This is a genomic window from Ruegeria sp. B10 (assembly GCF_056539825.1).
Genome location: NZ_JBQFVP010000013.1, coordinates 114,955 through 140,684, shown reverse-complemented (window position 1 = coordinate 140,684; position 25,730 = coordinate 114,955). Strand labels below are relative to the sequence as shown.

The 25,730-nt window shown below is 56.1% G+C and carries 19 protein-coding genes and 1 pseudogene; 11 read left to right on the top strand and 9 right to left on the bottom strand.

Features of this window, described 5'->3' with window-relative positions; all coding sequences use genetic code 11:
- Positions 1-38 precede the first annotated feature (38 nt).
- Complete coding sequence (locus ACR0J4_RS18060) at positions 39-305, top strand: hypothetical protein (protein WP_170747409.1); 267 nt, start codon at positions 39-41, stop codon at positions 303-305.
- Positions 275-936 (top strand): annotated as a pseudogene (locus ACR0J4_RS18055) (ATP-binding cassette domain-containing protein); the annotation flags it as partial. The gene ACR0J4_RS18060 and the pseudogene ACR0J4_RS18055, both read left to right, overlap by 31 nt.
- A 367-nt stretch (positions 937-1,303) precedes the next feature.
- Here ACR0J4_RS18055 and ACR0J4_RS18050 read toward each other — a convergent pair.
- Positions 1,304-2,257, bottom strand: coding sequence for a helix-turn-helix domain-containing protein (locus tag ACR0J4_RS18050; protein WP_170640059.1), 954 nt, complete (start codon positions 2,255-2,257; stop codon positions 1,304-1,306).
- Positions 2,258-2,339: 82 nt separating this feature from the next.
- Between ACR0J4_RS18050 and ACR0J4_RS18045 the strand changes: the two genes are divergently transcribed.
- Positions 2,340-4,820, top strand: a complete 2,481-nt coding sequence (locus ACR0J4_RS18045; protein WP_170640061.1) for a CoA transferase — start codon at positions 2,340-2,342, stop codon at positions 4,818-4,820.
- A 4-nt stretch (positions 4,821-4,824) separates the two neighbouring features.
- Positions 4,825-6,468 (top strand): N,N-dimethylformamidase beta subunit family domain-containing protein, encoded by a 1,644-nt coding sequence (locus ACR0J4_RS18040; RefSeq protein WP_170640063.1) that lies wholly within the window; start codon positions 4,825-4,827, stop codon positions 6,466-6,468.
- Between the two features lie 676 nt (positions 6,469-7,144).
- On the opposite strand, the gene ACR0J4_RS18035 is transcribed toward ACR0J4_RS18040, so the two are convergent.
- The 7 genes from ACR0J4_RS18035 to ACR0J4_RS18005 all read right to left on the bottom strand — a co-directional run bounded on the left by ACR0J4_RS18035 (position 7,145) and on the right by ACR0J4_RS18005 (position 15,857).
- Positions 7,145-8,209 carry an ABC transporter ATP-binding protein gene (locus ACR0J4_RS18035; protein WP_170640065.1) on the bottom strand — a complete coding sequence of 355 codons (1,065 nt, stop codon included), beginning with the start codon at positions 8,207-8,209 and terminating at the stop codon, positions 7,145-7,147.
- A complete protein-coding gene (locus ACR0J4_RS18030; protein WP_480668762.1) occupies positions 8,209-9,456 on the bottom strand; it encodes an MGH1-like glycoside hydrolase domain-containing protein in 1,248 nt (415 codons plus the stop codon). The genes ACR0J4_RS18035 and ACR0J4_RS18030 overlap by 1 nt, the downstream gene beginning before the upstream one ends.
- 5 nt (positions 9,457-9,461) lie before the next feature.
- Positions 9,462-10,670, bottom strand: coding sequence for a carbohydrate ABC transporter permease (locus ACR0J4_RS18025; RefSeq protein WP_170640069.1), 1,209 nt, complete (start codon positions 10,668-10,670; stop codon positions 9,462-9,464).
- Positions 10,670-11,905 (bottom strand): carbohydrate ABC transporter permease, encoded by a 1,236-nt coding sequence (locus ACR0J4_RS18020; RefSeq protein WP_170555974.1) that lies wholly within the window; start codon positions 11,903-11,905, stop codon positions 10,670-10,672. Before ACR0J4_RS18020 ends, ACR0J4_RS18025 begins: the two co-directional genes overlap by 1 nt.
- 60 nt (positions 11,906-11,965) lie before the next feature.
- Positions 11,966-13,321, bottom strand: a complete 1,356-nt coding sequence (locus tag ACR0J4_RS18015) for an extracellular solute-binding protein (RefSeq protein ID WP_170555975.1) — start codon at positions 13,319-13,321, stop codon at positions 11,966-11,968.
- Positions 13,322-13,342: 21 nt separating this feature from the next.
- Entirely contained in the window at positions 13,343-14,473 is a 1,131-nt protein-coding gene (locus tag ACR0J4_RS18010) for a substrate-binding domain-containing protein (protein WP_170640071.1), read from the bottom strand.
- A gap of 184 nt (positions 14,474-14,657) precedes the next feature.
- On the bottom strand, positions 14,658-15,857 hold the full coding sequence (locus tag ACR0J4_RS18005) for an ROK family transcriptional regulator (protein ID WP_170474864.1): 1,200 nt from the start codon (positions 15,855-15,857) through the stop codon (positions 14,658-14,660).
- Between the two features lie 188 nt (positions 15,858-16,045).
- Here ACR0J4_RS18005 and ACR0J4_RS18000 point away from each other — a divergent pair, with 188 nt between their 5' ends.
- The 5 genes from ACR0J4_RS18000 (at position 16,046) to ACR0J4_RS17980 (ending at position 20,943) form a co-directional block, all read left to right on the top strand.
- A complete protein-coding gene (locus ACR0J4_RS18000) occupies positions 16,046-17,065 on the top strand; it encodes a sugar ABC transporter substrate-binding protein (RefSeq protein WP_170380654.1) in 1,020 nt (339 codons plus the stop codon).
- Between the two features lie 117 nt (positions 17,066-17,182).
- A complete protein-coding gene (locus ACR0J4_RS17995) occupies positions 17,183-18,253 on the top strand; it encodes an ABC transporter permease (protein WP_170474861.1) in 1,071 nt (356 codons plus the stop codon).
- Positions 18,253-19,035, top strand: coding sequence for an ATP-binding cassette domain-containing protein (locus ACR0J4_RS17990; RefSeq protein WP_170555977.1), 783 nt, complete (start codon positions 18,253-18,255; stop codon positions 19,033-19,035). The genes ACR0J4_RS17995 and ACR0J4_RS17990 overlap by 1 nt, the downstream gene beginning before the upstream one ends.
- Positions 19,035-19,703: a GTPase gene (locus tag ACR0J4_RS17985; protein ID WP_480668769.1), complete on the top strand. Its 669-nt coding sequence runs from the start codon at positions 19,035-19,037 to the stop codon at positions 19,701-19,703. Before ACR0J4_RS17990 ends, ACR0J4_RS17985 begins: the two co-directional genes overlap by 1 nt.
- A 946-nt stretch (positions 19,704-20,649) precedes the next feature.
- On the top strand, positions 20,650-20,943 hold the full coding sequence (locus tag ACR0J4_RS17980; protein WP_170747408.1) for a DDE-type integrase/transposase/recombinase: 294 nt from the start codon (positions 20,650-20,652) through the stop codon (positions 20,941-20,943).
- A 274-nt stretch (positions 20,944-21,217) separates the two neighbouring features.
- Here the strand turns inward: ACR0J4_RS17980 and ACR0J4_RS17975 are convergent, their stop codons facing one another.
- Positions 21,218-22,480 carry a replication initiation protein gene (locus ACR0J4_RS17975; protein ID WP_170555980.1) on the bottom strand — a complete coding sequence of 421 codons (1,263 nt, stop codon included), beginning with the start codon at positions 22,478-22,480 and terminating at the stop codon, positions 21,218-21,220.
- 582 nt (positions 22,481-23,062) lie between these two features.
- Between ACR0J4_RS17975 and ACR0J4_RS17970 the strand changes: the two genes are divergently transcribed.
- Positions 23,063-24,448 carry an AAA family ATPase gene (locus ACR0J4_RS17970; protein WP_170380699.1) on the top strand — a complete coding sequence of 462 codons (1,386 nt, stop codon included), beginning with the start codon at positions 23,063-23,065 and terminating at the stop codon, positions 24,446-24,448.
- Positions 24,441-25,508, top strand: a complete 1,068-nt coding sequence (locus ACR0J4_RS17965; RefSeq protein WP_170640075.1) for a ParB/RepB/Spo0J family partition protein — start codon at positions 24,441-24,443, stop codon at positions 25,506-25,508. The genes ACR0J4_RS17970 and ACR0J4_RS17965 overlap by 8 nt, the downstream gene beginning before the upstream one ends.
- Positions 25,509-25,730 lie beyond the last annotated feature (222 nt).

The following is a 25,730-nucleotide window of genomic DNA, read 5'->3' as shown; positions in this document are numbered from 1 at the left end:
GATGGCGCAGATGTTGGCCCAAATAGGACGGCGATCAAGTGGACGCAAATGGCGAAATGCTCCCCTTCCCGTCGCTCGACAACCTGCATTACAGCTATGCAGCGATTGCCCAAACTCGGGATATGACCATGGAGATCGCAGACTTTATTCTTTCGATGCGAGACGGGTTGAAATTGGTGTTGGATCCGCGGACCCAACCGCTCAGCTGGGCACTTGATGGAACGCACTACCTTTTTTTCGCTCTGCCTTGGTCGGTCTTGGTACCGCTCCGGGTCGCGCCGGTTTGGACAAGGCCGACCTTCTGACCGACCGCAAGCACGTGCTCGGACTACAGGATATCCATGTTGATATGCAGGCTGGCGAAACGACCGTGCTCATGGCCTGTCCGGGCCGGACAAATCGACACTGATCCGCCACCTGAATCGCCTGATCGAACCCACAACGGGCGAGATCCTGTTGGATGGCGAAGACGTAACATAGCTATTCGCCGCGGACCTGCGCCGTTTGCAACGAAAGAAGATGTCGATGGTGTTCCAGAAATTCGCCCTGCTGCCCCATGGCACGGTCCTGCAAAACGCCGCGATGGCATAGCAAATTCAGGATGTCGACTAACAAACCTGCGAGGATCGGGCGCGCAAATGGTTGGCGCGCGTGGGGCTTATGGGGTATGAGGCGCGCTATCCCGCACAATTGTCTAGCGGGACGCAACAACGCGTGGGCATTGCACGTGCATTGACTTCAAACTCGGACATTATGCTAATGGAAGAGGCATTCTCGGCGCTGGATCCGTTGATCCGCACGGATATGCTGCTTGAGTTGCAAGACGAGTTGCACAAAACCATAGTCTTCTTCACCTACGATTGGGATGAAGCGCATAAATTGGAAGATCACTTTGTGGTTTTGAAAGACGGCGCTATGGTGAAACAGGGCGAGCCGCCGGAAAGCGCGAAAATTTGGGAGATCAACGTTTTTCGCAGATTCAATGAGGGCTCCGTTTTTCCCTAAATCTGACAACGACAGCTTTTTTGTACTGAATGTGGCACCGCGTAAGGTAGCGTGAACTTCCACTTTCCGTCCTTAGCGACGGAAACAACAGTTTGCTTCAAAGTCTGCTTTAAGGGCCTCTGGGCTTCACCACAGACCTCTATAACAGCAGGTTAGAGACAATGCCCTGCGGTTCGTGGGGATCGCCCCAACGGCCGTTTTTGAACACTTCGATTAGTGTAGGCAATGCTCAGCAAAGCCCGAAAATTTGTTGCTTGCCTTTTGCAGGGCAATTTTCGCAAAACGTAGGTTGAAATAGTCACAGATTTGCCCGGCGATCCTGAAGCGGATCGGTTACGAAATTCTTGCGCAGACTACGTGCCAGGGTGATCGCATTGGCAAAACCGCAACGCAAAGCGATTTGATCGACTGAGAGGCTGCTGTGTCGAAGCAACTCCCGGGCGCGGGCCAGGCGAAGAAGCAAGTAGTATCGCCCAGGCGTCGTCTGCAATTCTGCCCAGAACAGACGGCGCAAGGACCGTTCAGATATGTGTGCCTGTTCCGCTAGGGCGGGGATAGACAGCGCCGTTTCGAGCGTTTCGGACATGAGCACACCGACACGTTTGAGCTTCGGGGACACCGCTTGCGACAATACCTGATCGGGATATGAGGCGCCGTGCCGTCGGGCGTTATCGTGTAGGAACATTGCACCGGCATCAAATGCGACCGAGGCGCCAAACCGCTCTCGAATGAATTTCAACATCAGATCAATCGCCGCCGCCGCGCTGCCGCATGTCCAGAAACGGTCGTCTTGCACATGGCGATCGGGAAGGACGTTGACCTCGGGAAACTCCTCGGCGAGTTCCTCAAGAAGCTGCCAGTGCAACGTGGCATTCCGAGCGTTCAGAAACCCGCCCCGCGCCAACACCCAAGCACCGGTATCGGCTGCAATCACCGTTGCGCTCTGCATAAATTGTCCAAGACTGCGGGCGGCGGTCACGCCTTTGGTGTCGCGAAAGGCGTCGCCACCTATGATAATGACCAGATCAGGTTTGGGCGCGTCTACAATCGACATGTCCGGCGAAACGCTCAGACCGCTGGAACTGCTTACGGTACGGTCGCCATCCGTCAGGATATTCCAGCGGATATCTGCACCGGTTTGATCGCGCACCACCCGCAACGGTTCAAGCAGGCATGCATGCACCATATTGGAAAAGGCATTGCACAGGAAAACAGAGACGTGGAAGGGATGCATTGGCAGATTAGATGTCATTTTTGGCAGGATGAATATGAAACACGCCCAGACAATTTCATAGATTTGTGGGGGTAAACCGTCGGAACAGGATCCAGTAACCATGCAGAACCGCCCGCTTTCCCACATTCGTGTCCTTGATTTTGGGCATTTTCTGGCCGGACCGTTGGTCGGGATGATGCTGGCCGATCTCGGGGCCGAGGTGATCCGCATTGATCCGCCAGGTGGACCCAGGTGGCAGGACCCCGCTTTCGACATGTTATCGCGTGGCAAGCGTGCGCTGACGCTTGATCTCAAGACAGCCGACGGACGCGATACTGCTCTAAATCTGGTTCGTCGCGCTGACGTGGTGATCGAGAACTTCCGTCCCGGTGTGATGGAGCGGCTGGGGCTTGGGCCGGAGGCGCTCAGGCAGGTGAACGCCGACATCGTCTCGCTTTCGCTTCCCGGCTTTGCGTCAACCGATTCCGAGCTCGCCGGGATGGCAGCCTGGGAAGCGGTGATCGCGGCGCGCACTGGGCAATTTACCGACATGGGGTTGAACCGTCGGCTGATGGGGATCAACCCTTCCTTTACCCCGCTGGGACTGGCCTCGGCCTATGGTGCCGCATTCGGCGCGATGTCGGTCCTATTTGCGTTGGCCGCGCGGCCCCGGATGGGAGGCGACCACATCGAAGTACCGCTTGCGTCTGCCCTGCTGGAGGGGCTGGTTTACAATTGCGAACAGATCGAGGGCTACCCCGAGCGCTACAAATCTCCGCGTGAGTTGGAGTTGGAGCGGCGCGCGCGCGAAGGCCTGCCCAACAACCTGAGCTTTGCCGAGCTCTCCGAATTTCTTGATCCGTTCTACCGCACCTATACCTGTGCCGATGGACGAGGGTTTTACATCGTATCCTGCTCGATCGTGAACCACCCCCAAAGGGTGCTGGAGGTTCTCGGGCTTGGCGACCTGTTGAAGGAATTGCCGGATTTTGATGTCTATGTCGATCAGGCGGATTGGCCCGCGGAATGGGCTTTGCGCAACTATCCGGTGGGGGTAGGCGATCGCAGGCGATTGGCTGATGCGATGAAAGCAGCCTTCCTGACCCGTCCCGCGCATGAATGGGAAGCGCTGTTCGGAGCGGCCAAAGCTCCGGCTACAGCGCAACGCAGCACGGCCGAATGGCTGGCTGACCCACATGCGTTGACCTCGGGGCTGGTGGTGGCGCTTGACGATCCCCGCCACGGGCGGATGCGGCAGATGGGCAACGTCGCTTGGCTGGCCGATGATCCAGACGCGATGTACAAGACCGCTGGGCCACAGCGGAACGACTTTCGCGATGCGCTGAGCGGTGTTCTTGCAGAGACGCCGCGAATGCCCGTGGGCGGCGACGGCAAAGGCCTCTGGCTTGACGGGCTGAAGGTGCTGGATCTGACCAACGTTATTGCCGGGCCGACCATCGGGTCTACACTGGTGCGGTTCGGGGCGCAGGTCACACTGGTACAGCCTGTACGGCCTTCGGTGGATCCATGGAATGCGGTGGTGTTCGGGCTGCATGCGCAGCGAGGCAAGAAAAGCGTGTTGCTCGATCTGCGCTCGGAACAGGGGCAAGAGGCGCTTTGGCGAATGGTGGCGCGGGCCGATGTGATAACCATGAACGGCACCGATCAGCAACGTGATGCACTGGGCCTGAGCGAAGCGCGACTGAAGGAACTCAATCCGCGGCTCATTATGGTGCAGCTTGATGCGTGGGGCGGGCCGCGTCGGGGGCCAAAATCGGATCATCTTGGCTATGACGATCTCGCGCAAGCCGCGACAGGTGTGATGACCCGCTTTGGTGGCGGGCCTGAGACACCCGAGGAACATGCTCATTTCGGTACGATCGACGCGCTGACCGGGCATTGTGCCTGCGTGGCCCTCGGAGCGGCGCTGGAACGGTTAAGGGTGACCGGCAAAGGTGGTGTTGCCCGCGCCTCACTGGCCGCTGCAGGTGAAATGATCCAGGCGCAATTCATGTATGATTTCGAAGGGCGTCCAGCGTTCGACGAGCCTTCAGGACGCGAGGTGCGAGGTTGGGGGCCGTTCTGTCGCTGTTATGCCGCCGCCGATGGCTGGATGTTCTTTGCTGCCCCGACAGAGCGGGAAGCGGCCCTGAGCCAGGTGCCGGATGTGGCCGACCTCGTCGACAAGGATGACACCGAATTGGAAGCCGCCCTTGCCGAGCGGTTTGCGCAAAAACCGGTGGCTGACTGGATGCGTGCCTTTGCAGGGGGCTCGGTAGGTATCACGCCTCTTGGTTCCCTTCATGACACGCGCGACGCAGGCCTGCAGTTCGAAAGCGACGGCAGGATCGACATATCCAGGGCGACTTTCCGCGCGGTGCGCCATAATCAGCATCCGATGGGGAGGTGGGTCGACCTTGTCGCGCCCAATGCGGTGCGGCCCGAGAAAGCCTCGATCACGATCCCCGGACCTGCTTCGAAATACGGGCAGGACACGCGCGAAATCCTCGCACGGCTAGGCTATACGAACGAGGAAATCGGGCACATGATCGAAAATGGCGCAGCTGCCGAAAGCTGGTCGGACAAGTATTTGCCGGAGTAGACATATGACACAGGACCACCCCGGACCGGCGACCACGCCGCGCACCCGTGCAAAGGCGCGCCATATCCTTGATAACTACTATATCGGCCCGGCGCGTGACGAGGCGGTTCTGGAAATATGGGGCTACACCCCAGAAATGAGCTATACACTCGGGGACCGCGTTGCGCTGCACGTGTCCACCACGGCAACGGAATGGGAGCTTGAGATCGGCCGCGACGGGCAACTCTATGAGCCACTACTGACCAAGAGCGGCCTGTCGGGGGCGCATCATCCAACGCCCCGGGATTGCTCGGTCAAGGGCTGCGACTGGCCCGAGACCTATGCCTTCACCATCCCCGATGATTGGGTACCCGGCGGTTATCTGGTCACTTTCCGCGCTCGGAAGGGCCATGATGTGGTTGAAGAACACCATGTCATTCTAATCAGAACCGCGCCCGATGCCGCGCCACCGCCCTTTGTTCTGGTTTGTGCAACAGGCACCTGGCTAGCCTATAATTGCTGGGGCGGGTCCAATCACTATGAGGGTATCACAGGGCCGAATGGCGATGCATTTTCACCCTTCGTCTCCACACAGAGGCCATGGACACGCGGGTTCTGCAAACTGCCCGAGGGCGCACCGCGTGCGCTGCGCGAACAGCCGACCAAGCCCGGCGAGATGGTGCGCTATCCTTACATGGAGTGGGCCTATGCCTATGGCTATTCCAAGAAATATGCCTCAGCGGGCTGGGCAAGCTATGAACGCCATTTCGCCCGTTGGGCCGAGGCTGAGGGATATGAGCTCGACGTGATCACACAGCACGATCTGCACCGCGACCCAGATCTTCTGAACCGGTATGCCTGTGCGATATTCGTTGGCCACGATGAATACTGGAGCGCGGATATGCGAGACGCTGTCGATGCCTATGTCGACTCCGGAGGCCATGTCGCGCGGTTTGCCGGGAATTTCCTGTGGCAGACCCGGATAGAGGACGAAGGCCGCACTCAGGTTTGCTACAAATACATCGCAGATCAGGACCCTTTGATGGGGACAGAACAAGAGCACCTTGTCTCGGGGGCCTTCGAGGTGAACCCAGTCAACCGTCCCGGCGCGTTGACCTTCGGTGTCAACGCCCTGCGCGGCGTCTATGCCGGTCTTGGCAACTGTGTTGGCGGCGGTGCGGGCGGCTTCACGATTTACCGCGACGAACACTGGGCCTTTCACGGAGCCGGGCTCGGCTATGGTGACTTGCTGGGCGCGCGATCGCGGATTTTCGGCTATGAGGTCGACGGGCTGGACTATCGCTTCGAGGATGGGTTGCCCTTTCCGAACTGCACGGACGGTGCCGTGCCGGAGATCGACATCCTCGCAATGGGGCTCGCCACCAATATCGAGGCAGATCACGGTATTTGGGGTGAAACGCTCTACGTCGGGTCAGCGGATGCGGCGTTCAAAGCGCAGGTGCTCTTCGGAGAGGTCACGCCCGAAACCTTGGACGCCTGCAAACGCGGCAACGGAATGATCATCTCGTGGCGGCGTGGCAAGGGCGAGATATTCACCGCCGCGACCTGCGAATGGATCGCGGGCCTGATCCGGCAGGACGACCAAGTCGAACAGATCACACGCAACGTCCTGAACAGGTTTGGCAAATCGAGGGAACGCTGGCGGTAGCTTCTGCGTCTGTCCGAGCAGCCAGTCCTTGAAGGAGGCAACGTCCTTGTCACTTTCCTGTTCACTGAACCAGAACGGATGTGTCGCAATCTTTCGAGTCTTGTCGACGAGCCTGCGTTATCTTAGGTTTGTACTGATCGAAAAATTTTCGAACAGGTTTTGGCATGAACTCGTCGAAAGGCTGTCATTACCCAAGGTTGCAGTTTTGCACGCCATAGTTCTATCTGCGGTACACGGTATCCAATCGCGACTTCGAAGATATCATGGCTGAACGCGGCGGCCGGTGGACCGCGCCACTCTTAATAGGTAGGTTCTCAAGACACGCCGATGATCGCTATTCACGCGCATTAGAAAAGCGAACAAAATCCTTAGTCGGCTTCGTTGCTCAGTCAAAATCCAAACAGTCAGGTCAAATTTCTTGAAAACTTGATCGAGCAGGATCATCGCTTCATCAAGTGCAACAGACTGCACATATGCGCGTTCAAGTCGTTCAGATCCGCCTCAGCTGCAATGGACAGTATTGAGATCGCCAACACTACTGGAAGCGGCATTTCTCTAGCTCCACGCCGGCTGGTTTTCGTCTATTTGCTGAGATCTCAGGACAGGTGTGTCCAGTGAGTCGCTGGCTCTGGCCATTCCAGAAGCTTGCGACACATCCCCAAACATCTCAAAAGTGTCACACCCGTTCATCTGGGCTAATCGTCTGCCCTGCCGCGTCGAAAAATTGCAGTTTCTCGGGTGCAAAATACAAGCCGATTTGCGCTCCGGCTTTGATCTGCGTGTCCCCGCCAAGGCGAGCCGTCACCTTCTCATCAAACCCGCAATCGACGATGATGAACATATCTGCGCCAAGATACTCGACCACCTCAACTTTGCCGTCGCTGTGACCCGAGCCAGGTTCGACCACACTGATATGTTCCGGACGGATGCCCAGCATCGTGGCTGTACCCGTCCGATCAAACGGGCCGCCTCCACCGTTTTCCAGCTGAAACTGATCGCCAGACACGGTGCAGGGAATGACGTTCATTTTCGGACTGCCGATGAACTGCGCCACGAACAGGTTGGCGGGGCGTTCGTATAAATCGCGTGGAGTACCGACCTGCGCGATCTTACCGAATTCCAGCACCACGATACGATCGGCCAGTGTCATCGCCTCGACCTGATCATGAGTCACATAGATCATCGTGCGGTTGAGGCTCTGGTGAAGCTTGGCAATCTCATACCGCATTTCGACCCTGAGAGCGGCGTCTAGGTTGGATAGCGGCTCATCGAACAGGAATGCGGTGGGATCACGCACAATTGACCGACCGATTGCAACGCGCTGACGCTGGCCGCCGGACAGGTCTTTAGGTTTGCGCTCCAAATAGGGTTCCAGCTTGAGTACCTCGGCGGCTTTGCCCACGCGTTCAGCAATCTCCCCCTTGGATACGCCCGCCACTTTCAGCGAGAACCCCATGTTTTCGGCCACCGTCAGGTGAGGATAAAGAGCGTAGGACTGGAACACCATGGTCAGCCCGCGCTTTGAAGGTGGATTGTCGGTGACGTCATCCCCATTGATCAAAAGAGACCCGCGAGAAATGTCCTCGAGCCCACCGATCATCCGCAACAGGGTCGATTTACCACAGCCCGACGGGCCGACGAAGACGACGAACTCACCCTCTTCGATCTTTAGATCGATGCCTTTGATCACCTGCACTTCGCCGAACCATTTTTCGACGGAATTGAGCTCTATGCTGCCCATCAGTTCCTCCCCGCCCAATGCAGCCAGACGGCAGCGGTCCATGTGAAAGAGTTGCCCCCAGCGGGACTGCCGGTAATCGGGTCGTAATATTCGGCAAAGCCGTGGCCCGCGATCAGACGACCGGTTTTCAGGCGAAGTGCTTCGGCCTCAACCCCGTGGCCCATATCCTTTAAACCGAACCCAGTAAGCATGTTCATGAACGCCCATGTTGGCCCACGCCAATACCGGCGTTCGTCAAATTTGGGAGATTTATGATCATAGCTAGGGATCGGGTGCGGGACCGTGATCAAAACAGTTTTCAATCGGTCCAACATTTGTTGGGATTCAATGCCTGCATACCAGCACAGATAGCTTGCATTTGAGACGCTTTCAGCCCATTTTCCCGTATGCGCATTTCGGGAATCAAAGGTGCCCAAAGCCTCGTTCCACAGTGACTCTGCGCCTGCCTCTAGCCGGTCCACGTCTTCACCGAGGCCTTCGGCCCTGATCCCCAATTCCTCGCTGATCGCCAGCAGATCACGGGCGGCGCGTAGAGTTGTGAAACTCATCGTCGGATCGGCGACGCGGAACGGGTTCTTCTCAAGCAATTGCTGCTGATCCCAGCCCGCTTCACGCCCAATCTGGACAAGTTTGATGTAGCGGTCATAGTCGTATTTGGTGGGCCGGTCGGCGCTGTTCACGTGGCTCGTGTCGCGACGCTGGTATTCGCCCACGTCTGAGGCATCAATGCTCGCCATTGCGTCGTCCCAGTCCGGTGCATTGTCACGCCCTGCCTCCCATGGGTGGGTGGTGCAAACCGCGCCGTGGTCATCGAGACGCCATGTCATGAACCACCGATGCCAGGCCAGCATAGCCGGGAACAGGGCGCGGAGCCGGGCTTCACCAGCCGCACGGTCTTTCTCCCATACCCGCCGGGCCATGGTGGCCGCCAGCGGTGGCTGGGTTACGCCAGAGGAGGCAACCGGGCCGATGCCACCCCAGACATCCGGGCCAGGGAAATAGCCCGGATCTGTTTTGTGGAACAGGATGTGGGGGACCATGCCGTCCTCCCACTGGCCCGAGAACAGCGTCTCAAGCTCAGTCCAGGCGCGGTCGATATCGAACTCGGCAAAGCCCAGCGCGGCGATCGCGCTGTCCCAGTTCCATTGGTAGGGATAGAGCCCGCTGGTCGGGATCGTATAGCCACCCCGATCATTGGCGATCAGGATATTGCGTGCTGACTCTGTCGGCGAAGTAAAGTGGTTCATTTCTGTCATCCTTTGACCGAGCCTGCTGTCAGGCCTTTGGTCATGAAACGTTCAAGCCCCAGGAACAGGGCCATGATTGGAACAGTGGCAATCACCGCGCCAGCCATGAGGTGTTGGCGAGGGATTTCCGAGGAGTTCAGCATTGTTACTCCTCGGGTTAGAGTGAATTTCGAGGGATCATCCAGCAGCATGAAAGCCAGAAGGAATTCGTTCCAGGCGATCATGAAGACATAGAGCGACACCGAAGCCAGAGCCGGCAGGCTGAGCGGCAGGGTGATCTTCCAGATCACCGCCAAGCGCGAGAGACCATCCATCAAGCCGGCTTCTTCCACCTCGGTTGGGAGACCACGGAAATACCCCTGCAGCATGTACAGCGCGACCGGGATCGTGGTGACCGGGTAGATCATGACGATGCCCAGGATCGAGTTGCGCAGGCCGGTCAGCGAAAAGGCGATATAGATCGGCAGCGCCAGAACGATCATCGGCACCATGTAGATCAGCAGGATCGAGCGCGAGAACGCCTTTTGCCCTTTGAACCGGAACCGCGCGACCGCATAGGCCCCCGGAATGCTGAAGGCCAGTGTGATGAAGACCGTCAGCACTGAGACGTAGAAGGACGTCCACAGGTACGAGCCGAAATTGAAGTCGCGGAACAGTTCCGTATAGCTGCGGAATAGCGCCCAGCCCTGATCCAGATCCAGCGAGAAATCCAGCGGGTTCTGCAACAGCGCCTGCTGCGATTTCAAGCTGGTCATCACCATCACGTAGAAGGGGATGACCACGATGGCCGTGAAGAAGATATAGCCAAAACCAGTGCAAAACCTGATCACGGCGTCTTCGAACTCGTGGCGGGTCAGTTCGCCAAAGGGCAGCTCTTTCAGGATTTCAGCCATCGACAGATGCATGACGACGGCGATCGAAACCACGGTGATCGAAAGCGCCAGCAGCGTTGTGTCCGAGCCGATCAGAACCGGGCCAAAACCGGTCAGGCAGGTCAGACCCAACACGGCCGACACGCCCAGACGCGCCGAGGCATGACGAGCGGGAAAGCGGACATATGCCAGACCAGCCAACGCGCCCCAGATCAGGCTCAGCAGAACTTGGGGACGGAAGGCAGCACCCGTGGCGAAGGACATTGTGACCGCAATGGTGGTGGCGATCACCACCAGCCACAGCGCGCCCAGGATCGGGCCAGTGATATACCCTTGGCGCATCACAGACCCTCCTCACGGCTGATGAATTTGAAGAAGACAAAGCTGAAGGCGATCAGGCACATCAGGATGACCACGGCCACGGCCGCGCCTGCCCCAATGTTCGATACCGCAAAGGCCTGTTCATAAACGTTCACAGTCAGGGTGCGGGTGCCCGCGTTGCCTCCGGTCAACAGGAAGATGTCGTCGAACTTGTTGAACGTCCAAATGAAGCGCAGCAGGAACAGGACCGACAAGATGCCCAGTAGTTGCGGGATGCTCAGCAGCCAGAACTTCTGGAACGGTGATGCGCCGTCCATATCCGCCGCTTCGTACATGCTGGAATCGATGGACTGCATCCGCGCCAGAATGAACAGGAAGGACAGCGGGAAGTAGCGCCAGATTTCAAAAACGGTGACCATGATCAGCGCTAGCGGGCGTTCCCCGAAGAAGTTGATCGGCTCGCTGCTCAGCCCCATCTGCACCAGCAATGCATTGGCCGAGCCCGAGAACGGGTCGAACAGCGTCACCCAAGTGAAGGCCACGGCAATGACGGGCGCCACGTAGGGGAACAGGTAAAGACCCCGGATAAAGCCCTGCCCTTGGAAGCTTTTGTTCAGCAGCAAGGCGGCGAACAGGCCCATGACCAACGCGCCGATGGTGCCGAAGACGGTGTAGAAAAGGGTGACCCAAAGCACGCCCCAGAACTCGTCGCCGTCAAACACACGGGCGAAGTTCTCCAGGCTGAACTCAAAGTTTGTCAGGACACTAGGGCCGCTGCCGGTGACTGTTGGTTCAGACCCTTCAACGAGATCTTCAAAGGCGTCCGGGTCGCCATCGACCGCAACGAGAACGCGAATACGCTCACGTTGGCCACCTTCCAACGTACCAAAGTCGCAGAACAGCTCTTGCCCGGTCAATGCGCAGGGGGCCACAACGTCGCCGAGTGGCGTGACGCCATCGGGTAGGACATCCCGGACGGTCACGCCATCGATCGCAATATCCTGACTGGAGTTGCGCAGGCGGTATTCGATCCGCAGATCATCACCCGATCCGCGCAGGCTTTCACGCACGACCGGTGCAGGCGGGCGCAGGTCAGACAGGGTGAACGGCTTGAAGCTGATCCAGAAGATCGCCAGCAAAGGCAGGATCACAACCAGCGACACACTGATGATGGTCGGAGCCAGCAGCGTCCAGGCCAGACGCGCCTCGCGTTTGGCTAGCGCCCCGGTTCCTGTCGGTGGGGAGGCCGAAGTCATAGGTTACCTCGAAGGGTGTTTAGGGGCAGCGGCGCGCACGCCGCTGCAGGTGCCGGGTGGTTACTGAACCTTGGCCAACTCTTCGTTCATCGCCGCAATGGCTGCGGCCGCGTCGATCTCGTCGTCAATATACTGGCGAACGACGCGGTTTATGGCCTGGCTGTTGATCATCTTCGATGCCAGCGCCAGTTGGCCTTCGGCCACGCCCCAGCGCTGCGCCACATCCAGACCGCCAACGATCTCGTCGATCATGGATTGTTCGTACAGATCACCCAGGGGCGCTTTGCGGTCGACACCAACAGGCAGCTCTGCCCAGGCTTCCGAGAACGCGGTCGGGTTGTCGGCATTGCCACGACGGACCGGGAACTTGCCTTCTGGCGCGATTGCCAGCGTCTGGGTGTAGCCGTCGTCCATGGCGAATTTCACAAACTCCATCGCTGCATCGGTATCGGCGTCGTTGGTGATGCCGAAGTACCGCACGTCACCCCAGGCCGCGCCATCGGGGTTCGACGGGCCGGACAGTTTGGTCACGATGCCAGTCTTGCTGGCCAGATCGCGCGAGGTCGGATCGTCATTGATGGTCGGCGGAGCGCTGTCACGCAGACCTGCCAGCTCGTCCAGGATGAAAGGCGACCAGATGATCATTGCAGCCTTGCCATCAAAATACAGCTCGCGGGATTGCTTCCAGAAAAGCTCACCCGGAGGTGACGCCTTGGAGATTGCTTTGTAGAAATCCAGAACCTCGGTGGTCTTGGCTTCGTCCAGCGGCTGGAACCCATCGGGACCCACAGGCGACACTCCATTGGCTAGGAACACATGCTCCAGCACCTGGCTCATGAAGTTCTCGTCGACCTTGGTTGCCGAGACAAAACCGTACATTTCCGGCGGGTTATGCAGAGTCTCAAGCGCTGCCTGAATATCGGCAAAGCTGTCGGGGGCTTCCAGACCGGCCTCTTCGAACAGGTCCTTTCGGTAGACCACCATCTGGGTCCAGCCATCGACTGGCACCGAGGCGGTTTCGTCGTTGAACGCAGCCATCGCCAAGGCACCGGGGGCAAAAGTGTCAGCACCCAGTTCTTCTATCACTTCGGTCGCAGCTTCGGTGTCCAGAATACCAGCCTCGGCCCAAGGCAGAGCGTACTGCAGCGTGTGATAGACAACATCCGGCAGGTCGCCCGCAGCAAATGCGGCCGTCGCGCGCGTGCCCAAATCGCTCTCGGTGACCGGGATCACCTCAACCGTAGTACCGGTTTCGGCCTTAAACTGGTCCGCCATCTCTTGCTGTTTGGCCAGACGTTCAGGTTGCTCCTCTGTGGTCCAAAAACGGATCGTGTCGGCCTGCACGGATAGCGCTGTCAGCGCCAGCGCTAGCGACGAGCCAAGCATCAGCTTCGCAGCTTTTGGTGTTAGTTTCATCGGTGTCCTCCCCGGTTATGTTCACGTCAGATGGTTTAGTTTCTGCGCCAATTCGTGTGACGTCAGATGTGGTGGCCCGTCCGAGTCACCTTCGATCAGGGCGGCCTCGGCCAGTTCTCGCAAGTCTGCAGCCGCTTCGCCACGGATTTGCCTTATCAGTAGGGTCGCCAGCCGTTCGCCGGCCGCACGAGAATCGACGGAAAATGTCGTCAGTGCAGGGCGCGCGTAGCGGCATTCAGGAACTCCATCATAGCCGATCACCGAGATGTCGCGCCCGATCTCGAAACCCTGATCCTGCGCATCCGCGCAGAATCCCAGCGCGGCCAGGTCGGTCGCGAAGACAATCGCCGTTGGAGGTTGATCCAAAGCCATCAGCGCCCGTCCCTGCGCTGCGCCATCTTCACGCGTGCGCGCGCCCTCCAGGATCAATTCCGGATCCAAGGGTAGACCAGCAGCATGCAAACCTTCGGCATATCCGTCACGGCGTAGATGCGCGTAGTTGAACTTGGGATCGCTCCCGACAAAGCCTATGCGTGTATGTCCCAAATTGCTCAGTCGCAAAACGGCGTTACGCATTGCGCTTTCCCCAGCAATGTCGAACCAAGAAGTCTCGTCCCAGTTATTTGGTTGTCCATAGCCGGTGCGCCCATACAGAATATGAGGCACCCCGAGACTGCGCAGAAGGCCAATACGCGCATCCTTCACCGCAGTCCGCGGGAGAATGAATCCATCGGCCTTCCGTTCTTCGTAAAGGCGGCTCAGCACCTTCAATGTGTCTTTTTCGGAGGTCGCCGTGGAAATGGTCATGGTCCAGTCGAGGCTACTTGCCGCTGCGCAGGCTCCGGCCAGAAAATCCTGCAAGAAGGGATTATGCTGATCTGGCTCCTCGCTGTTGATAACCATAGCTATCGCACGAACTTGTCCGGTACGGATCGCCTGCGCATGGCTGAGCGGCCGATATCCCAACACCCGAGCTGCTTTTTCCACCCGTGCGCGCGTCGCCGAAGAAATATCCGGATACCCGTTAAGCGCGCGTGAAACCGTGCTTTTGGACAAACCCAGATGCGCTGCCAATTCGTCCAGTTTCACCCGGCCCGTGACGGTTGCGTTACCTGACTGGTCACGCGGTGGATATAAAAGATTCGCGGTCATTGAAGCCATTTGTTCGCTCCGAAACCGGTTTCGGCAACAAAAAAGTTAAAAAAAGTGCAACCTGGCTATTTTTTGGACGTTATTTGAATTGCATCAGAACACTTGAACAACACGCGGAAGGGCTTTGTTGTAGCGTTTGGACAAGTCGCGTTGGTGCTGCTAGGAGGTGCCTGTTCGAGGGTGGCTACATCCCAGAAAGCCCAGCATTGGTGTTCAATAGAAACTGGCGGAAAATTGGGCTGCTTGCCGCTCCAATACCGCGGGCGTTTTCTCCAACAGCTGCTGCTTCAACAACCGGAGGAATCAAACCGCGTTTGTCTTGGTTGGCCAGGTAACGACGAACCCGTGAGACCAGCTCTTCCCGTATTTCAGGTGGAAATGCGCCGTCGATGAAAATCGCTTCAAAGTCGATGACCGCGCAAATAGACAGCGCAGCCTTGGCCAGTTCTTGTGCCGTAGTACCGATCCAGGGTTCGACATAGCGAGAAATGCTGCTCCAATCCTGCGGCTTTTTCCACAAAATTACCGGATCAATACCCGCTTCTATCAGCCTGTCCTCGAGCAGAAACAGAGATGCAGTGTCAATCAGTTGCTGGCTTTCACCCAAGGGACCCGTTGTCCGCATGGCGCCCAAGGCACCGGCATTGCCTTGGTTGCCCTCGAATACGGTGCCATTCAAGGCAACGCCTCCGCCAATCATTGAGCCGATGAAAAAGTAAAAATAGTCTCGATACTCGGCCCCGCGGCCATAGAGATGTTCGGCGTGACACGCGGCCGTCGCGTCATTGACCACAAAAACCGGTAGGTCGCTGAACTTGGCCACTTCGGAAAAAAAGTTCACGTTTCTCCAGGATTTGAATTTCTGAGCCGCAAGCCCAGACAGGTCGTGCCATTTCCACAGCTCGAACGGTGTACCGATCCCGATCCCGCATACACGGTCGCGAAGCTTCTGGGGTTCATTGGCCAGAAGCTCTTGCAATCCTTCCTCCAAGAACCCGAACACAGCTTCGGGCAGCGGGTAGTCATAAGTCGACGAGAGCTGTTGGCGCGGCTTACCGGTGAAGTCGATCAAAAGAAGATCGGCGCTGCGGCGACCAATCTTCATTCCCACCGACAGGATGCCTTCGGGATTGAGTTCCATAGGGATCGAAGGTTTTCCCACCTTGCCTTTTAGCGGCGTCCCACGTTTGAGAATCTCGTCCTTTGCGAGCTTACGCAGGATGATCGACACGGTCTGCGGGGACAGGCCCGTCAGCCGCGCGACATCGGCCCCGGCAGCAGGTCCATGCCGTTGTAAAACCGTCAGAATCAGGCGTTCGTTGTGATCACGAACACCGCTTTGGCTTACCCCGCCAGTTAGTATTTTCAGCGCCTCTCTTTCCATTACCCTAAACATAAACACCTTGTTTTCTTATGAAAAGATGCGCAGTCAAATTAATAAATAAACTTTATTTATTTATTGACACAGAGACTAGAATCACGGTTTCTTGAGCAGGACCTTCATTGGAGGATGGAGGCGCGCCTTGTCGCTAATTCGCGCGGGGCCACAACAATTTTCTGGGAGGAGACTAAATGAGAAATCTATTTAAGATTGCCGCATCCGCCACAGCGCTGACTTTGGCTGCAGCATCTGCGCAGGCTGCTGGGGAAACCGTTTGCCTGATCACCAAGACCGACACCAACCCCTTCTTCGTCAAGATGAAGGAAGGTGCGACCGCCAAGGCAGAAGAGCTGGGCATGACGCTCAAGGCGTTTGCTGGCAAGGTTGATGGCGACCATGAAACTCAGGTCCAGGCTATTGAGACCTGCATTCTCGATGGCGCAAAAGGCATTCTGCTAACGGCATCGGACACAAGCTCGATTGTTCCCGCGGTCAAGCAGGCCCGGGATGCAGGCGTTCTGGTCATTGCGCTGGATACGCCGCTTAGCCCGATTGACTCGGCGGACGCGACATTCGCGACGGACAACTACAAGGCCGGTCTGCTGATCGGTCAATGGGCCAAGGCCAAAATGGGTGACGCCGCAGCCGATGCCAAGATCGCGACGCTGGATCTGAACGTCAGTCAGCCGACAGTGGACGTTCTGCGCAATCAGGGTTTCCTCGACGGGTTCGGCGTGGACCTGGCGGACCCGAACGTCATCGGTGACGAAACCGATGCGCGTCTGGTCGGCAGTGACGTGACCGACGGCAACGAAGAAGGCGGTCGCCGCGCGATGGAAAACCTTCTGGCCAAGGATCCATCCATCAACGTTGTTCACACGATCAACGAACCGGCCGCTGCGGGCGCCTATGAAGCTCTGAAATCCATCGGGCGTGAAAACGACGTACTGATCGTTTCAGTCGACGGCGGATGCCCCGGTGTCCAAAACGTCGAAGCCGGTGTGATCGGTGCGACAAGCCAGCAGTACCCGCTGTTGATGGCCTCGCTTGGTGTTGAGGCCGTAAAGAAGTGGGCTGAAGAGGGCGTGAAGCCCGAAAACACACCCGGCAAAGACTTCTATGACACAGGCGTAGCGCTCATCACCGACCAGCCGGTTGATGGGGTGGAGTCGCTGTCGGTTGCAGAAGGCCTGGATCTCTGCTGGGGCTAAAGACAGCTCATTTAGGTGAGGCGCGCAGCAGCGCCTCATCAATCCTTTCACCAGCAAACCGAAACTTCCTGTACACTGATTTCGTGGACGCGATGCCAGCCACGAAAAGGGGGAGATATGTCTGAAGCAAACCAAAACGCCCAGGAATTCGAAACCGCCGCCAACGCGTCAGAAACCGTTGCGGAGTTTGAAGATCACCGGCGTGGTGTTCTGGGGAAGTTGCAGCATCTTCTCCACGTCAATCCATCCTTTGTGCCCTTGATCGTTCTGGTTGGCGCGATCGTAATTTTCGGCCTTCTGCTGGGCTCAAAGTTCTTCTCACCCTTTGCGATGACGCTGATCCTGCAGCAGGTGCAGATCGTCGGCATCGTGGCCGCGGCACAAAGCCTTGTCATTCTGACCGCCGGTATCGACCTAAGCGTCGGTGCAATCATGGTGTTTTCATCCGTCATTATGGGTCAGTTCACCTTCCGCTACGGCATCCCCGTGCCAATTGCGGTGATGTGCGGGCTGGCCATGGGGACCCTGATCGGGGCTCTCAATGGATGGCTGGTCAGTCGCGTAAAGCTGCCGCCCTTTATTGTCACGCTCGGCATGTGGCAGATCGTTCTGGCGACAAACTTCCTTTACTCCGCAAACGAAACAATTCGCAGTCAGGATATCGAGGCCAACGCACCGTTCCTGCAATTCTTTGGAACAAAATTCAGCGTCGGTGGCGCAACCTTCACGGTTGGCGTGATCTTTATGCTCGTTCTGATTTTCGTGCTGGCTTACGCGCTCAAGCACACGGCCTGGGGCCGGCATGTCTATGCGGTGGGGGACGACCCTGAGGCCGCTGAGCTATCTGGTGTGAACGTGCACAAAACGCTGATGTCCGTTTATATGTTGTCCGGTCTAATCTGTGCCTTTGCGGGCTGGGCGTTGATCGGGCGCATCGGGTCGGTTTCACCAACATCCGGTCAATTGGCCAACATCGAAAGCATCACTGCGGTTGTGATTGGTGGTATCTCATTGTTCGGCGGACGAGGCTCCATTCTGGGGTCCCTGTTCGGGGCTCTCATCGTCGGCGTCTTTACTCTGGGGCTCAGGCTTCTGGGCGCGGACGCGCAGTGGACCTTCCTGCTTATCGGACTTCTCATCATCGCAGCGGTCGCAGTCGACCAGTGGATCAGAAAGGTATCGGGCTAATGTCAGACACAACTCCAGTCGTCCAAGGCCGCGGGATCGTGAAGCGCTATGGCCACGTTACCGCCATCGACCATTCCGATTTTGAACTGCGGCAAGGAGAAATCCTTGCGGTCATCGGGGATAACGGCGCGGGCAAGTCGTCCATCGTCAAGGCCATCTGCGGAGCCACGATCCCGGACGAAGGCGAGATCCAAATAGAAGGCAAAAAGGTCAACTTCACCTCGCCGATCGACGCCCGGAACATGGGGATCGAGATCGTCTATCAGCAGCTTGCCATGTCCCCTGCCCTGTCGATTGCGGACAACATGTTCATGGGGCGCGAGATTCGCAAACAGGGATTCATGGGCAAATACATGCGTCAGCTGGATCGGCCTGCCATGGAAAAGTTCGCCCGCGAAAAACTGACTGAGCTTGGCCTCATGACCGTGCAGTCAATCAATCAGGCGGTAGAGACACTATCCGGCGGCCAGCGCCAAGGCGTTGCCGTTGCGCGCGCAGCTGCCTTTGCGACCAAGTTCATCATCATGGACGAACCGACGGCGGCTTTGGGCGTCAAGGAAAGCCGCAAGGTGCTTGAGCTGATCCAGGACGTAAGGGCGCGTGGCATTCCGATCATCCTGATTAGCCACAACATGCCGCATGTCTTCGAAGTCGCCGATCGCATCCATGTGCACCGGTTGGGTAAACGCCTTTGCACGATCGACCCCAAGGACTACACGATGTCCGATGCGGTGGCCTTCATGACCGGCGCCAAGGAACCTCCAAAAGAGGACGCAGCGTGATCGAGCAGGATGCAAAGCAAGTTTGCGACCTGATCTCCTCCCGGAGGCAGGTTGGGGTTCGGACGACTGTTGCAATCGCCGGCCCCCCTGCATCCGGAAAGTCGACCTTGGCGGACGCCGTTGTGCAATCGCTGAACGCGCAAAAGAGCTCGGCGGTTCCTTCAGCCACTCTTGTGCCAATGGATGGTTACCATTTGGACAATCGCGTATTGGAGACGCGCGGTTTGCGGGCAAAAAAAGGCGCACCAGAAACCTTCGATGCTTTTGGGTTTTGCAAGGCAATTAAGGCGCTGCAATCCGCGCGACATGAATCCTTTCATCCCATGTTCGACCGCCAAATGGACCTGGCCATCGCCAATGCGATTGCGGTTCATCCTGAAACTCCGATCGTGGTTGTGGAAGGAAACTACCTTTTGATGAAAAGCGACCCGTGGAGGATGTTGGAGGATGTTTTCGCCCTAACGGTTTTTGTCAGCCCCTCTTTGGAAGAACTTGAAAGCAGATTGCAGCAGCGCTGGATTAAGCACGGATTTGACCCGGAAACCGCGCTGAAACGCGCGAAAACCAACGATCTGCCCAACGCAGAACGTGTCATCCGCGATAGCCGAAAGGCAGATCTTACACTGAGTCAAAACTACACCGAATTCGGGATGCGCTACGCGTTCTGAACCTGTGTTCTGGTTTCAGCCAGCCCTTGAGGCAGGACCTCTGGACAGCTTCAGGTACAACCGAATCACTCAATCAGACGTCCAGAAAATGATCATGCGCGTTCGAGCGCAGTGAGAAGCAGCGCATGTAAACTCGATCGGTGCTGGAATTCCTTAAACACGTCAAAACTCTGGATTTCATGCTCTCCAAACGGCGAACTAGCCAGCCGCCACAAAACTGATTGCATGGATGCTTTAAGTGACCGGCCCACTGCGAAAGAGTATTTTCGATACAAGCAGAACTAAGTCAGCTGGAATCGAGGCGATGAACAAAATACTCAGAGGCTTTGACTGCACCATTCCGATAGAGATGTTCAGGCGGAAAGCTCTAAACAACATCATAGAATAGGACCATCGTTCCAACTATAAACGAACTCGCACGTAGCTCGGCTTCAAGCCTTTTGCATCTGCACTCTCAACTCTTGCAGGGATAGAAGTTTAGTAGATGATCCACAAAAGTCTGTTCACGCCGAGAATTTGTCCGTTTCTACAACTCGCAGAATTCGCTGCTTAACCCGCGGGGAAATCGCGATACCTGCACTCAGCAAGGAACTTCGCAACAGAACTTACGAATGTAAGAAATTACTTTGATCAACAAAATAATGATACTTTTTTATCATTTTTGCTTATTGCAACAGAGTTCCCAATTTCGACCATTTCTGAGGCTTTGTTGCAAAGTTCTGGATTTTGACGTGCTTTGGTTTGGCACGTGGTGGTCCTCGGTCCCACTTCGTTGAAAGCCACCTCATAACTTCCTTCGAAGTTGCGACGTATCCACGAGGATTGATCCTATTTTCTGTCTCTTTCTGTATCCGATACGGCGTGCCGTACCATTATCTCAAACAGATTATGTCTTAGCCTAGCGTTGTAGTGAAACACACTACGCTTAACCGGCGGGTGATAAAACATGCTAGTGAAATCGCCGACGTTGCGCGCAAACGTTCGGGACCGAGTGACCGCTCCTCGCGGGTGGATGAAGCTTAAAAGCGTGAATGGTGCGAGGATCACTCTCTACAGAGCTATGGATAAACACGGCAATACGCTGGGTTTCATGCATTCAGAGCGTCGGAACAAACCTGCCGCTCAAGAACTCGTCGCTCAATTGATTGAATGCAATGATCTTGCGCGACAGTTTGTGTCGATGTTAGCGGAGCGAACACAACAGGTATCAAAGCCAAAGAAAATATGCTTATTGGCTTAGGCGGCCCAACCCCAATCAAGAGGGTCATGGGAAACATATGAGTGAGGTCGTGGGACAGGACCACCGGATCATCAAAAGACACACTCGACAGAATTAGGGTTCGAGATAATCACTTCAGTGACAACAACACCAGAAGGAAGCGAGGTGGTACTCATGATCTGCAAAGTTAAATTCACGTCCAGATACTTTCAATTCCGCTTGCGTGCAGTACTAAAGGCATTGGCCGCGAGTTCGGTGTCAGCTTTTCTTTCAGAAAAAACATCACAACAGAGCGTCAAACCGCGAACGCTTCTGGCTCCAGGTCCTCCCAAAATTCAAATATAGCTGTGGCGTTCAAGCCCGAACGCCAGCCATGAGATCGAAAATGCTCTCGATCTAGATCATTGTCCAAACCCGCTAAGAACAACCGCTTGTCTGCATCTCGCTGTGTAGGGTTTCGCCGCGAAACCAGGTCTTCTACGATGGCAAGCTTGCGTGCCCTTGCCTGCCTTTCGGCTGTTCGGGCAGCATATGCCTTTTCTTCTGAGGCTTTTTCCGCAACCCGTTTACGCGCTGCCTCGATAGCTTCGGGAGTAGGCTCGGGTGTTGGAATGTCCTTCGGATCTTCGTAGTCATCTCGCAGAGCAGCCGACAAGTATCCGACAGTCGATTTTACACCGCCCTGCCCTTTTACGTAATCGAGCTTCTTCTGGACATAGTCTTCGCCGTGCTCCGCGATCCATTGCCGCGCTAAGCGATCTGACACACCCTGCTTCCTCAGAGTTTTATACACGGCGAGATTGCGCACCCCATCACTATCGTCGATCTCGAACATCGCTTTTTGCGGATTACCTTTGATCAGAAAACGAATGTCAGTGACGGTTCGGCCCTTCTTTTGAAACTCGGGCTCGATCAAAATATCCGAGCTTTTGTTTACCTCCGTGACTGCTGGTTTGATGATCTTTGCGTTGAGGTGTTTGAAACTGGCGTAATAATCACTGCCATCAACACCCATGAGCTTTCGGAACACGTCCAGGGGCCACCAACCAGTCGACCCTGTCCGCACAAATCGGTAGCAGTTTTCATACAAAGCAAGCCCATGCCCGGAACTGAAATTTCGCTGTATCTGTACATTGATCAGCGCATAGATCTTCGGATCATACAGTTTTTGCGCCAGCGCGGGTGAGTATGAATACTCGCAAACACCCCCCTTCAGTTTGGCAAAACTCAGCAGGGATGAGACGCCCCATTCCTGGCGCCCCTGCTCATCCAGCATGTCCCATTCCGCGACTGTTTCCGCCAATGCCCGCAGGCTGGCACGCAGAGTGTCAAAGTCGTTTGAATTGTACCCGACCATCATAGCAAGCGTCCGCGCATCAATCGTATGGGTCTGCGCGGTCGTCAGTGCATCATAGGCGTTCATCAACAAAACATTCGAAAGCTTTCTCTGCAGCAGAGAAAGTTTGCCGCTGATATGTATCGCTGCGACATTCTTCTTAACAGTCTCTCGACGCAAAGCGCCTGAAAGCTGATCCATGTTCAATTGTGTATCCGGCATGATTCTGCCCGGCTGCTCATTTTGCGAAAACCCTGACACAAAAGGTACCTTTGCTTCAATAGTTTTTGGGTACCCAAACACGGGATGAAGGCAATCCCGTATTCAGGTACCTTAAGAATCACGCACGCAAGTTATCCACAGAAATTGAATCAATCCGAGTCCGATCCCGACTTCGCCCCCGGTCCTCAGCGAGAAATCACTTCGAAATAGTGTCTGTTTTTCGTGGATTTTCAGTATCCCGAGAATCAGTCCCCTACTTCCTGATCTTGGGCGCCTGGTGTCCTGTAAACGGATACCCATGATCCCGTAAAATGGTTCTTTTGGAACCGTATTTGGATACTCAAGTATATCTATTACATTGTTTTTATTAAGTTCTTCCACAGTAAAGATTCTAAAACATCTAAAAAAATAAAACGTTTTTTGTGCTGATTTCCTTTCATTATGTTTAGTTTCGCCACGAAACCGCCTCTTGCTGTAATCGACTGTGGAAAAAAACACCGGGAGAGGATAGTCATCTCCAACAATGTTCGCTACATTTCCCGATATACGTCGCAAAGACGAACATTTTCTGAGGCATCTACAGTGAGTAAAACAAACCAACCTCCCCTGCCCCCATATCTGAACCTCGATCCGGAAATCGCAGCGACGAAGTTGCCCAATCCTATCGGTACATCTCGATTCGCAAAAGCAGCGGCTTTCTGTGCAAAAGGACGCGAGGACCTTGCCCGTAGAGGATATGCGCCGGATGGCGAAAAGCGACTGCGCCGATTTTCAATCTGGGAAATAACAAAATATCTGATTCCGGTTGCTCCGGCTCATCTGCGACGTGTTTTAAAAGCGAACCCAGATTTGCCACAAGGCGAAGGTGAGGCGGGCTCTAAGTGGTTCACCCTTGAAGATGTACTAACGCTGCGTAAGCACTTTGCGGCGGAAGGTGTAAGCACCAAAGAATACCTGCCCTACCGACCCGAAGGCCTGCCAGCCAAGGTCGTGGCCGTAGCCAATTTCAAGGGAGGTGTTGGCAAAACGTCCACTGCCGCGCATCTGGCGATGTCCGCAGCCTTGGATGGGTATAAGGTGTTGGTTATCGACCTGGATAGCCAAGGTTCGATGACGTCCATACTCGGAGGCCAGGTTGCTGATGAGTGGCAAACTGTCTTTCCTCTGGTCGCTAAAGACTATGCGCGCGCGGTGCAGGAGGAAAATCGCGTCCGATCGGCTGCAGCACAGCCCGAAATCCCTCTTGATGAAACCCTGCAGGAAGCCTTGAAAACCACGCCTCAGGACGTGATTCAAAAAACGCATTGGCCCAATATCGACCTGATCGGGGCGCAGCTGAACTTGTATTGGGCGGAGTTCCAGATCCCCGTCTGGCGTATGGGCCTGAGAAGCTGGCCATTGTGGGACGGTCTGACGAACTTCCTTCAGGATGAAGGCGTTCTGAATGACTATGACGTTGTATTCCTCGATACGCCTCCTGCTCTTGGGTACCTAACGATCAATGCGCTGGCTGCGGCGGACATTTTGTTGGTGCCGCTGGGGGCTTCGTTCCTGGAATTCGATTCCACCGGTCGTTTCTTCGATATGCTCTATACGACATTCGCCAGCATCGAAGATGGTGAGAACGCAGCGCAACGTGCGGCGGGTTTACCGGAACTGAAGTTCGAATGGGATGTAGTGCGCGCGATCATCACGCGGTTTGACGCGAGCCAACAGACCGATATGGCCAATGTCATTCAGGCGTATTTCGGGGATTTCATGAATGCCTACAGGCAAGACTATACAGCGCTGGTCGGGCAGGCGGGTGAGCAAGTGAACGGCATTTACGAAGCGGATTATCGGGATTTCAACCGCGAGACGTATGTGCGCGGACGTGAGACTTTTGACAGAACCTATGCCGAATTCAAAGAAGTTCTGATCGGTTGCTGGTGGCGCGATGCGCAGATGGGAGGACAGGCAGATGGCTAAACGCAGAAGACTGATTGCACCAGATACAGAGGAGCTTGAACAGTTGGAGGCCGGTTTCGCCGCGAAACCCTCGCTCAGCCCGTTTGAGACCAACTCCGCCCCGCCACCCATCGCCCAAGTAGCGGCCGAAGCAGCATCGCTTGGGGGAATGGCAGCTGTTACAGACCGTGTTGCGCTGGCTCAGGATCAGGGCGACGCCGCGCGTTGGCGCGATGCGCAAGAGGCGGGGTTGGTGGCCCAGATGCTGCCACTTGACCAGATCGACGCCGATTTCATTCGGCGAGACCGAATGGTCGAAGACGAAGAAGCCATGGCTGAGCTTCTGGAATCTCTTCGCCTCAATTGGCTGAGAACACCGATCGAGGTTACTCCCGAAGGGGATGGCTTCGGTCTGATTTCCGGATTTCGACGGCTCGAAGCGTTCCGACGGCTGGCGGGAACGGATCCTCGGTTTGCCGAAATCCCAGCTTTTGTTCGCAACGCGGGGACGGGGCAGGGGGCCTATGTCTCCATGGTCGAAGAAAACGAGATGCGGGCCAATCTCACGCCGTATGAGAGAGGACGCATAGCCGTACTGGCGGCAGGGCAGGGGGTTTTCCCGTCGACCGAAGCGGCTGTTGATGTGCTGTTCGCTGCTGCGTCAAAAGCAAAGCGATCAAAGGTCCGCAGCTTTGCAATGGTTCATGAAAGCCTAGGCGATCTTCTCCAGCACCCGGTTGCCTTGTCAGAGAAGGCGGGTTTAAAGCTGGCATCGGCCATTCGAAGTGGTGCGCAAGCGGTGCTTCGCGACGCTTTGGCAGGAGTCGGTCCGCTGGATGCAAAGGCCGAATGGGGTATCCTTGAGAAAGCAATGAGTGACTCGTCGGATGCGTCTCAGAGCAAAAGCCGAGGCGGTCGACCCACAGAAGTTCTACGCCTCCCAAAGAGACCATTGAAGGGTGGGGGAGAGGTTTGGGCAGAAGTCGCATCCGGTGAATTGCGGCTAAAAATCAAGGGGCGTGAACTGGCGCTGGCGGATGCGGAAGCCTTGGTGAACCAACTTTGTGAGCAATTTGAATAGGCAATAGTTGAGGTGCAGGAGGCTGGTAGAGAGGAGGGTAGAATTGCAAATTCACGGGAGTGCGCAAAATATAGAATTATTGAACATTATATTCGGCGAGGCTATTCTGCCATAGCCAGCCATGATGTAATTGATGTACGACTTCCCAAGTTCAAAAGTAGGAACATGGAAGCTTCTGAAAATCACACACTCTGGATCAGGACTAACAGTCAGTAGATGACA

What these genes read in the sequence shown, in the direction of transcription:
- ACR0J4_RS18050 (WP_170640059.1), bottom strand. Translation starts at nt 2,257, where the DNA reads ATGACATCTAATCTGCCAATGCATCCCTTCCACGTCTCTGTTTTCCTG.
- ACR0J4_RS18045 (WP_170640061.1), top strand. Translation starts at nt 2,340, where the DNA reads ATGCAGAACCGCCCGCTTTCCCACATTCGTGTCCTTGATTTTGGGCAT.
- ACR0J4_RS18040 (WP_170640063.1), top strand. Translation starts at nt 4,825, where the DNA reads ATGACACAGGACCACCCCGGACCGGCGACCACGCCGCGCACCCGTGCA.
- ACR0J4_RS18035 (WP_170640065.1), bottom strand. Translation starts at nt 8,209, where the DNA reads ATGGGCAGCATAGAGCTCAATTCCGTCGAAAAATGGTTCGGCGAAGTG.
- ACR0J4_RS18030 (WP_480668762.1), bottom strand. Translation starts at nt 9,456, where the DNA reads ATGAACCACTTTACTTCGCCGACAGAGTCAGCACGCAATATCCTGATC.
- ACR0J4_RS18025 (WP_170640069.1), bottom strand. Translation starts at nt 10,670, where the DNA reads ATGCGCCAAGGGTATATCACTGGCCCGATCCTGGGCGCGCTGTGGCTG.
- ACR0J4_RS18020 (WP_170555974.1), bottom strand. Translation starts at nt 11,905, where the DNA reads ATGACTTCGGCCTCCCCACCGACAGGAACCGGGGCGCTAGCCAAACGC.
- ACR0J4_RS18015 (WP_170555975.1), bottom strand. Translation starts at nt 13,321, where the DNA reads ATGAAACTAACACCAAAAGCTGCGAAGCTGATGCTTGGCTCGTCGCTA.
- ACR0J4_RS18010 (WP_170640071.1), bottom strand. Translation starts at nt 14,473, where the DNA reads ATGACCGCGAATCTTTTATATCCACCGCGTGACCAGTCAGGTAACGCA.
- ACR0J4_RS18005 (WP_170474864.1), bottom strand. Translation starts at nt 15,857, where the DNA reads ATGGAAAGAGAGGCGCTGAAAATACTAACTGGCGGGGTAAGCCAAAGC.
- ACR0J4_RS18000 (WP_170380654.1), top strand. Translation starts at nt 16,046, where the DNA reads ATGAGAAATCTATTTAAGATTGCCGCATCCGCCACAGCGCTGACTTTG.
- ACR0J4_RS17995 (WP_170474861.1), top strand. Translation starts at nt 17,183, where the DNA reads ATGTCTGAAGCAAACCAAAACGCCCAGGAATTCGAAACCGCCGCCAAC.
- ACR0J4_RS17990 (WP_170555977.1), top strand. Translation starts at nt 18,253, where the DNA reads ATGTCAGACACAACTCCAGTCGTCCAAGGCCGCGGGATCGTGAAGCGC.
- ACR0J4_RS17980 (WP_170747408.1), top strand. Translation starts at nt 20,650, where the DNA reads ATGCTAGTGAAATCGCCGACGTTGCGCGCAAACGTTCGGGACCGAGTG.
- ACR0J4_RS17975 (WP_170555980.1), bottom strand. Translation starts at nt 22,480, where the DNA reads ATGCCGGATACACAATTGAACATGGATCAGCTTTCAGGCGCTTTGCGT.
- ACR0J4_RS17965 (WP_170640075.1), top strand. Translation starts at nt 24,441, where the DNA reads ATGGCTAAACGCAGAAGACTGATTGCACCAGATACAGAGGAGCTTGAA.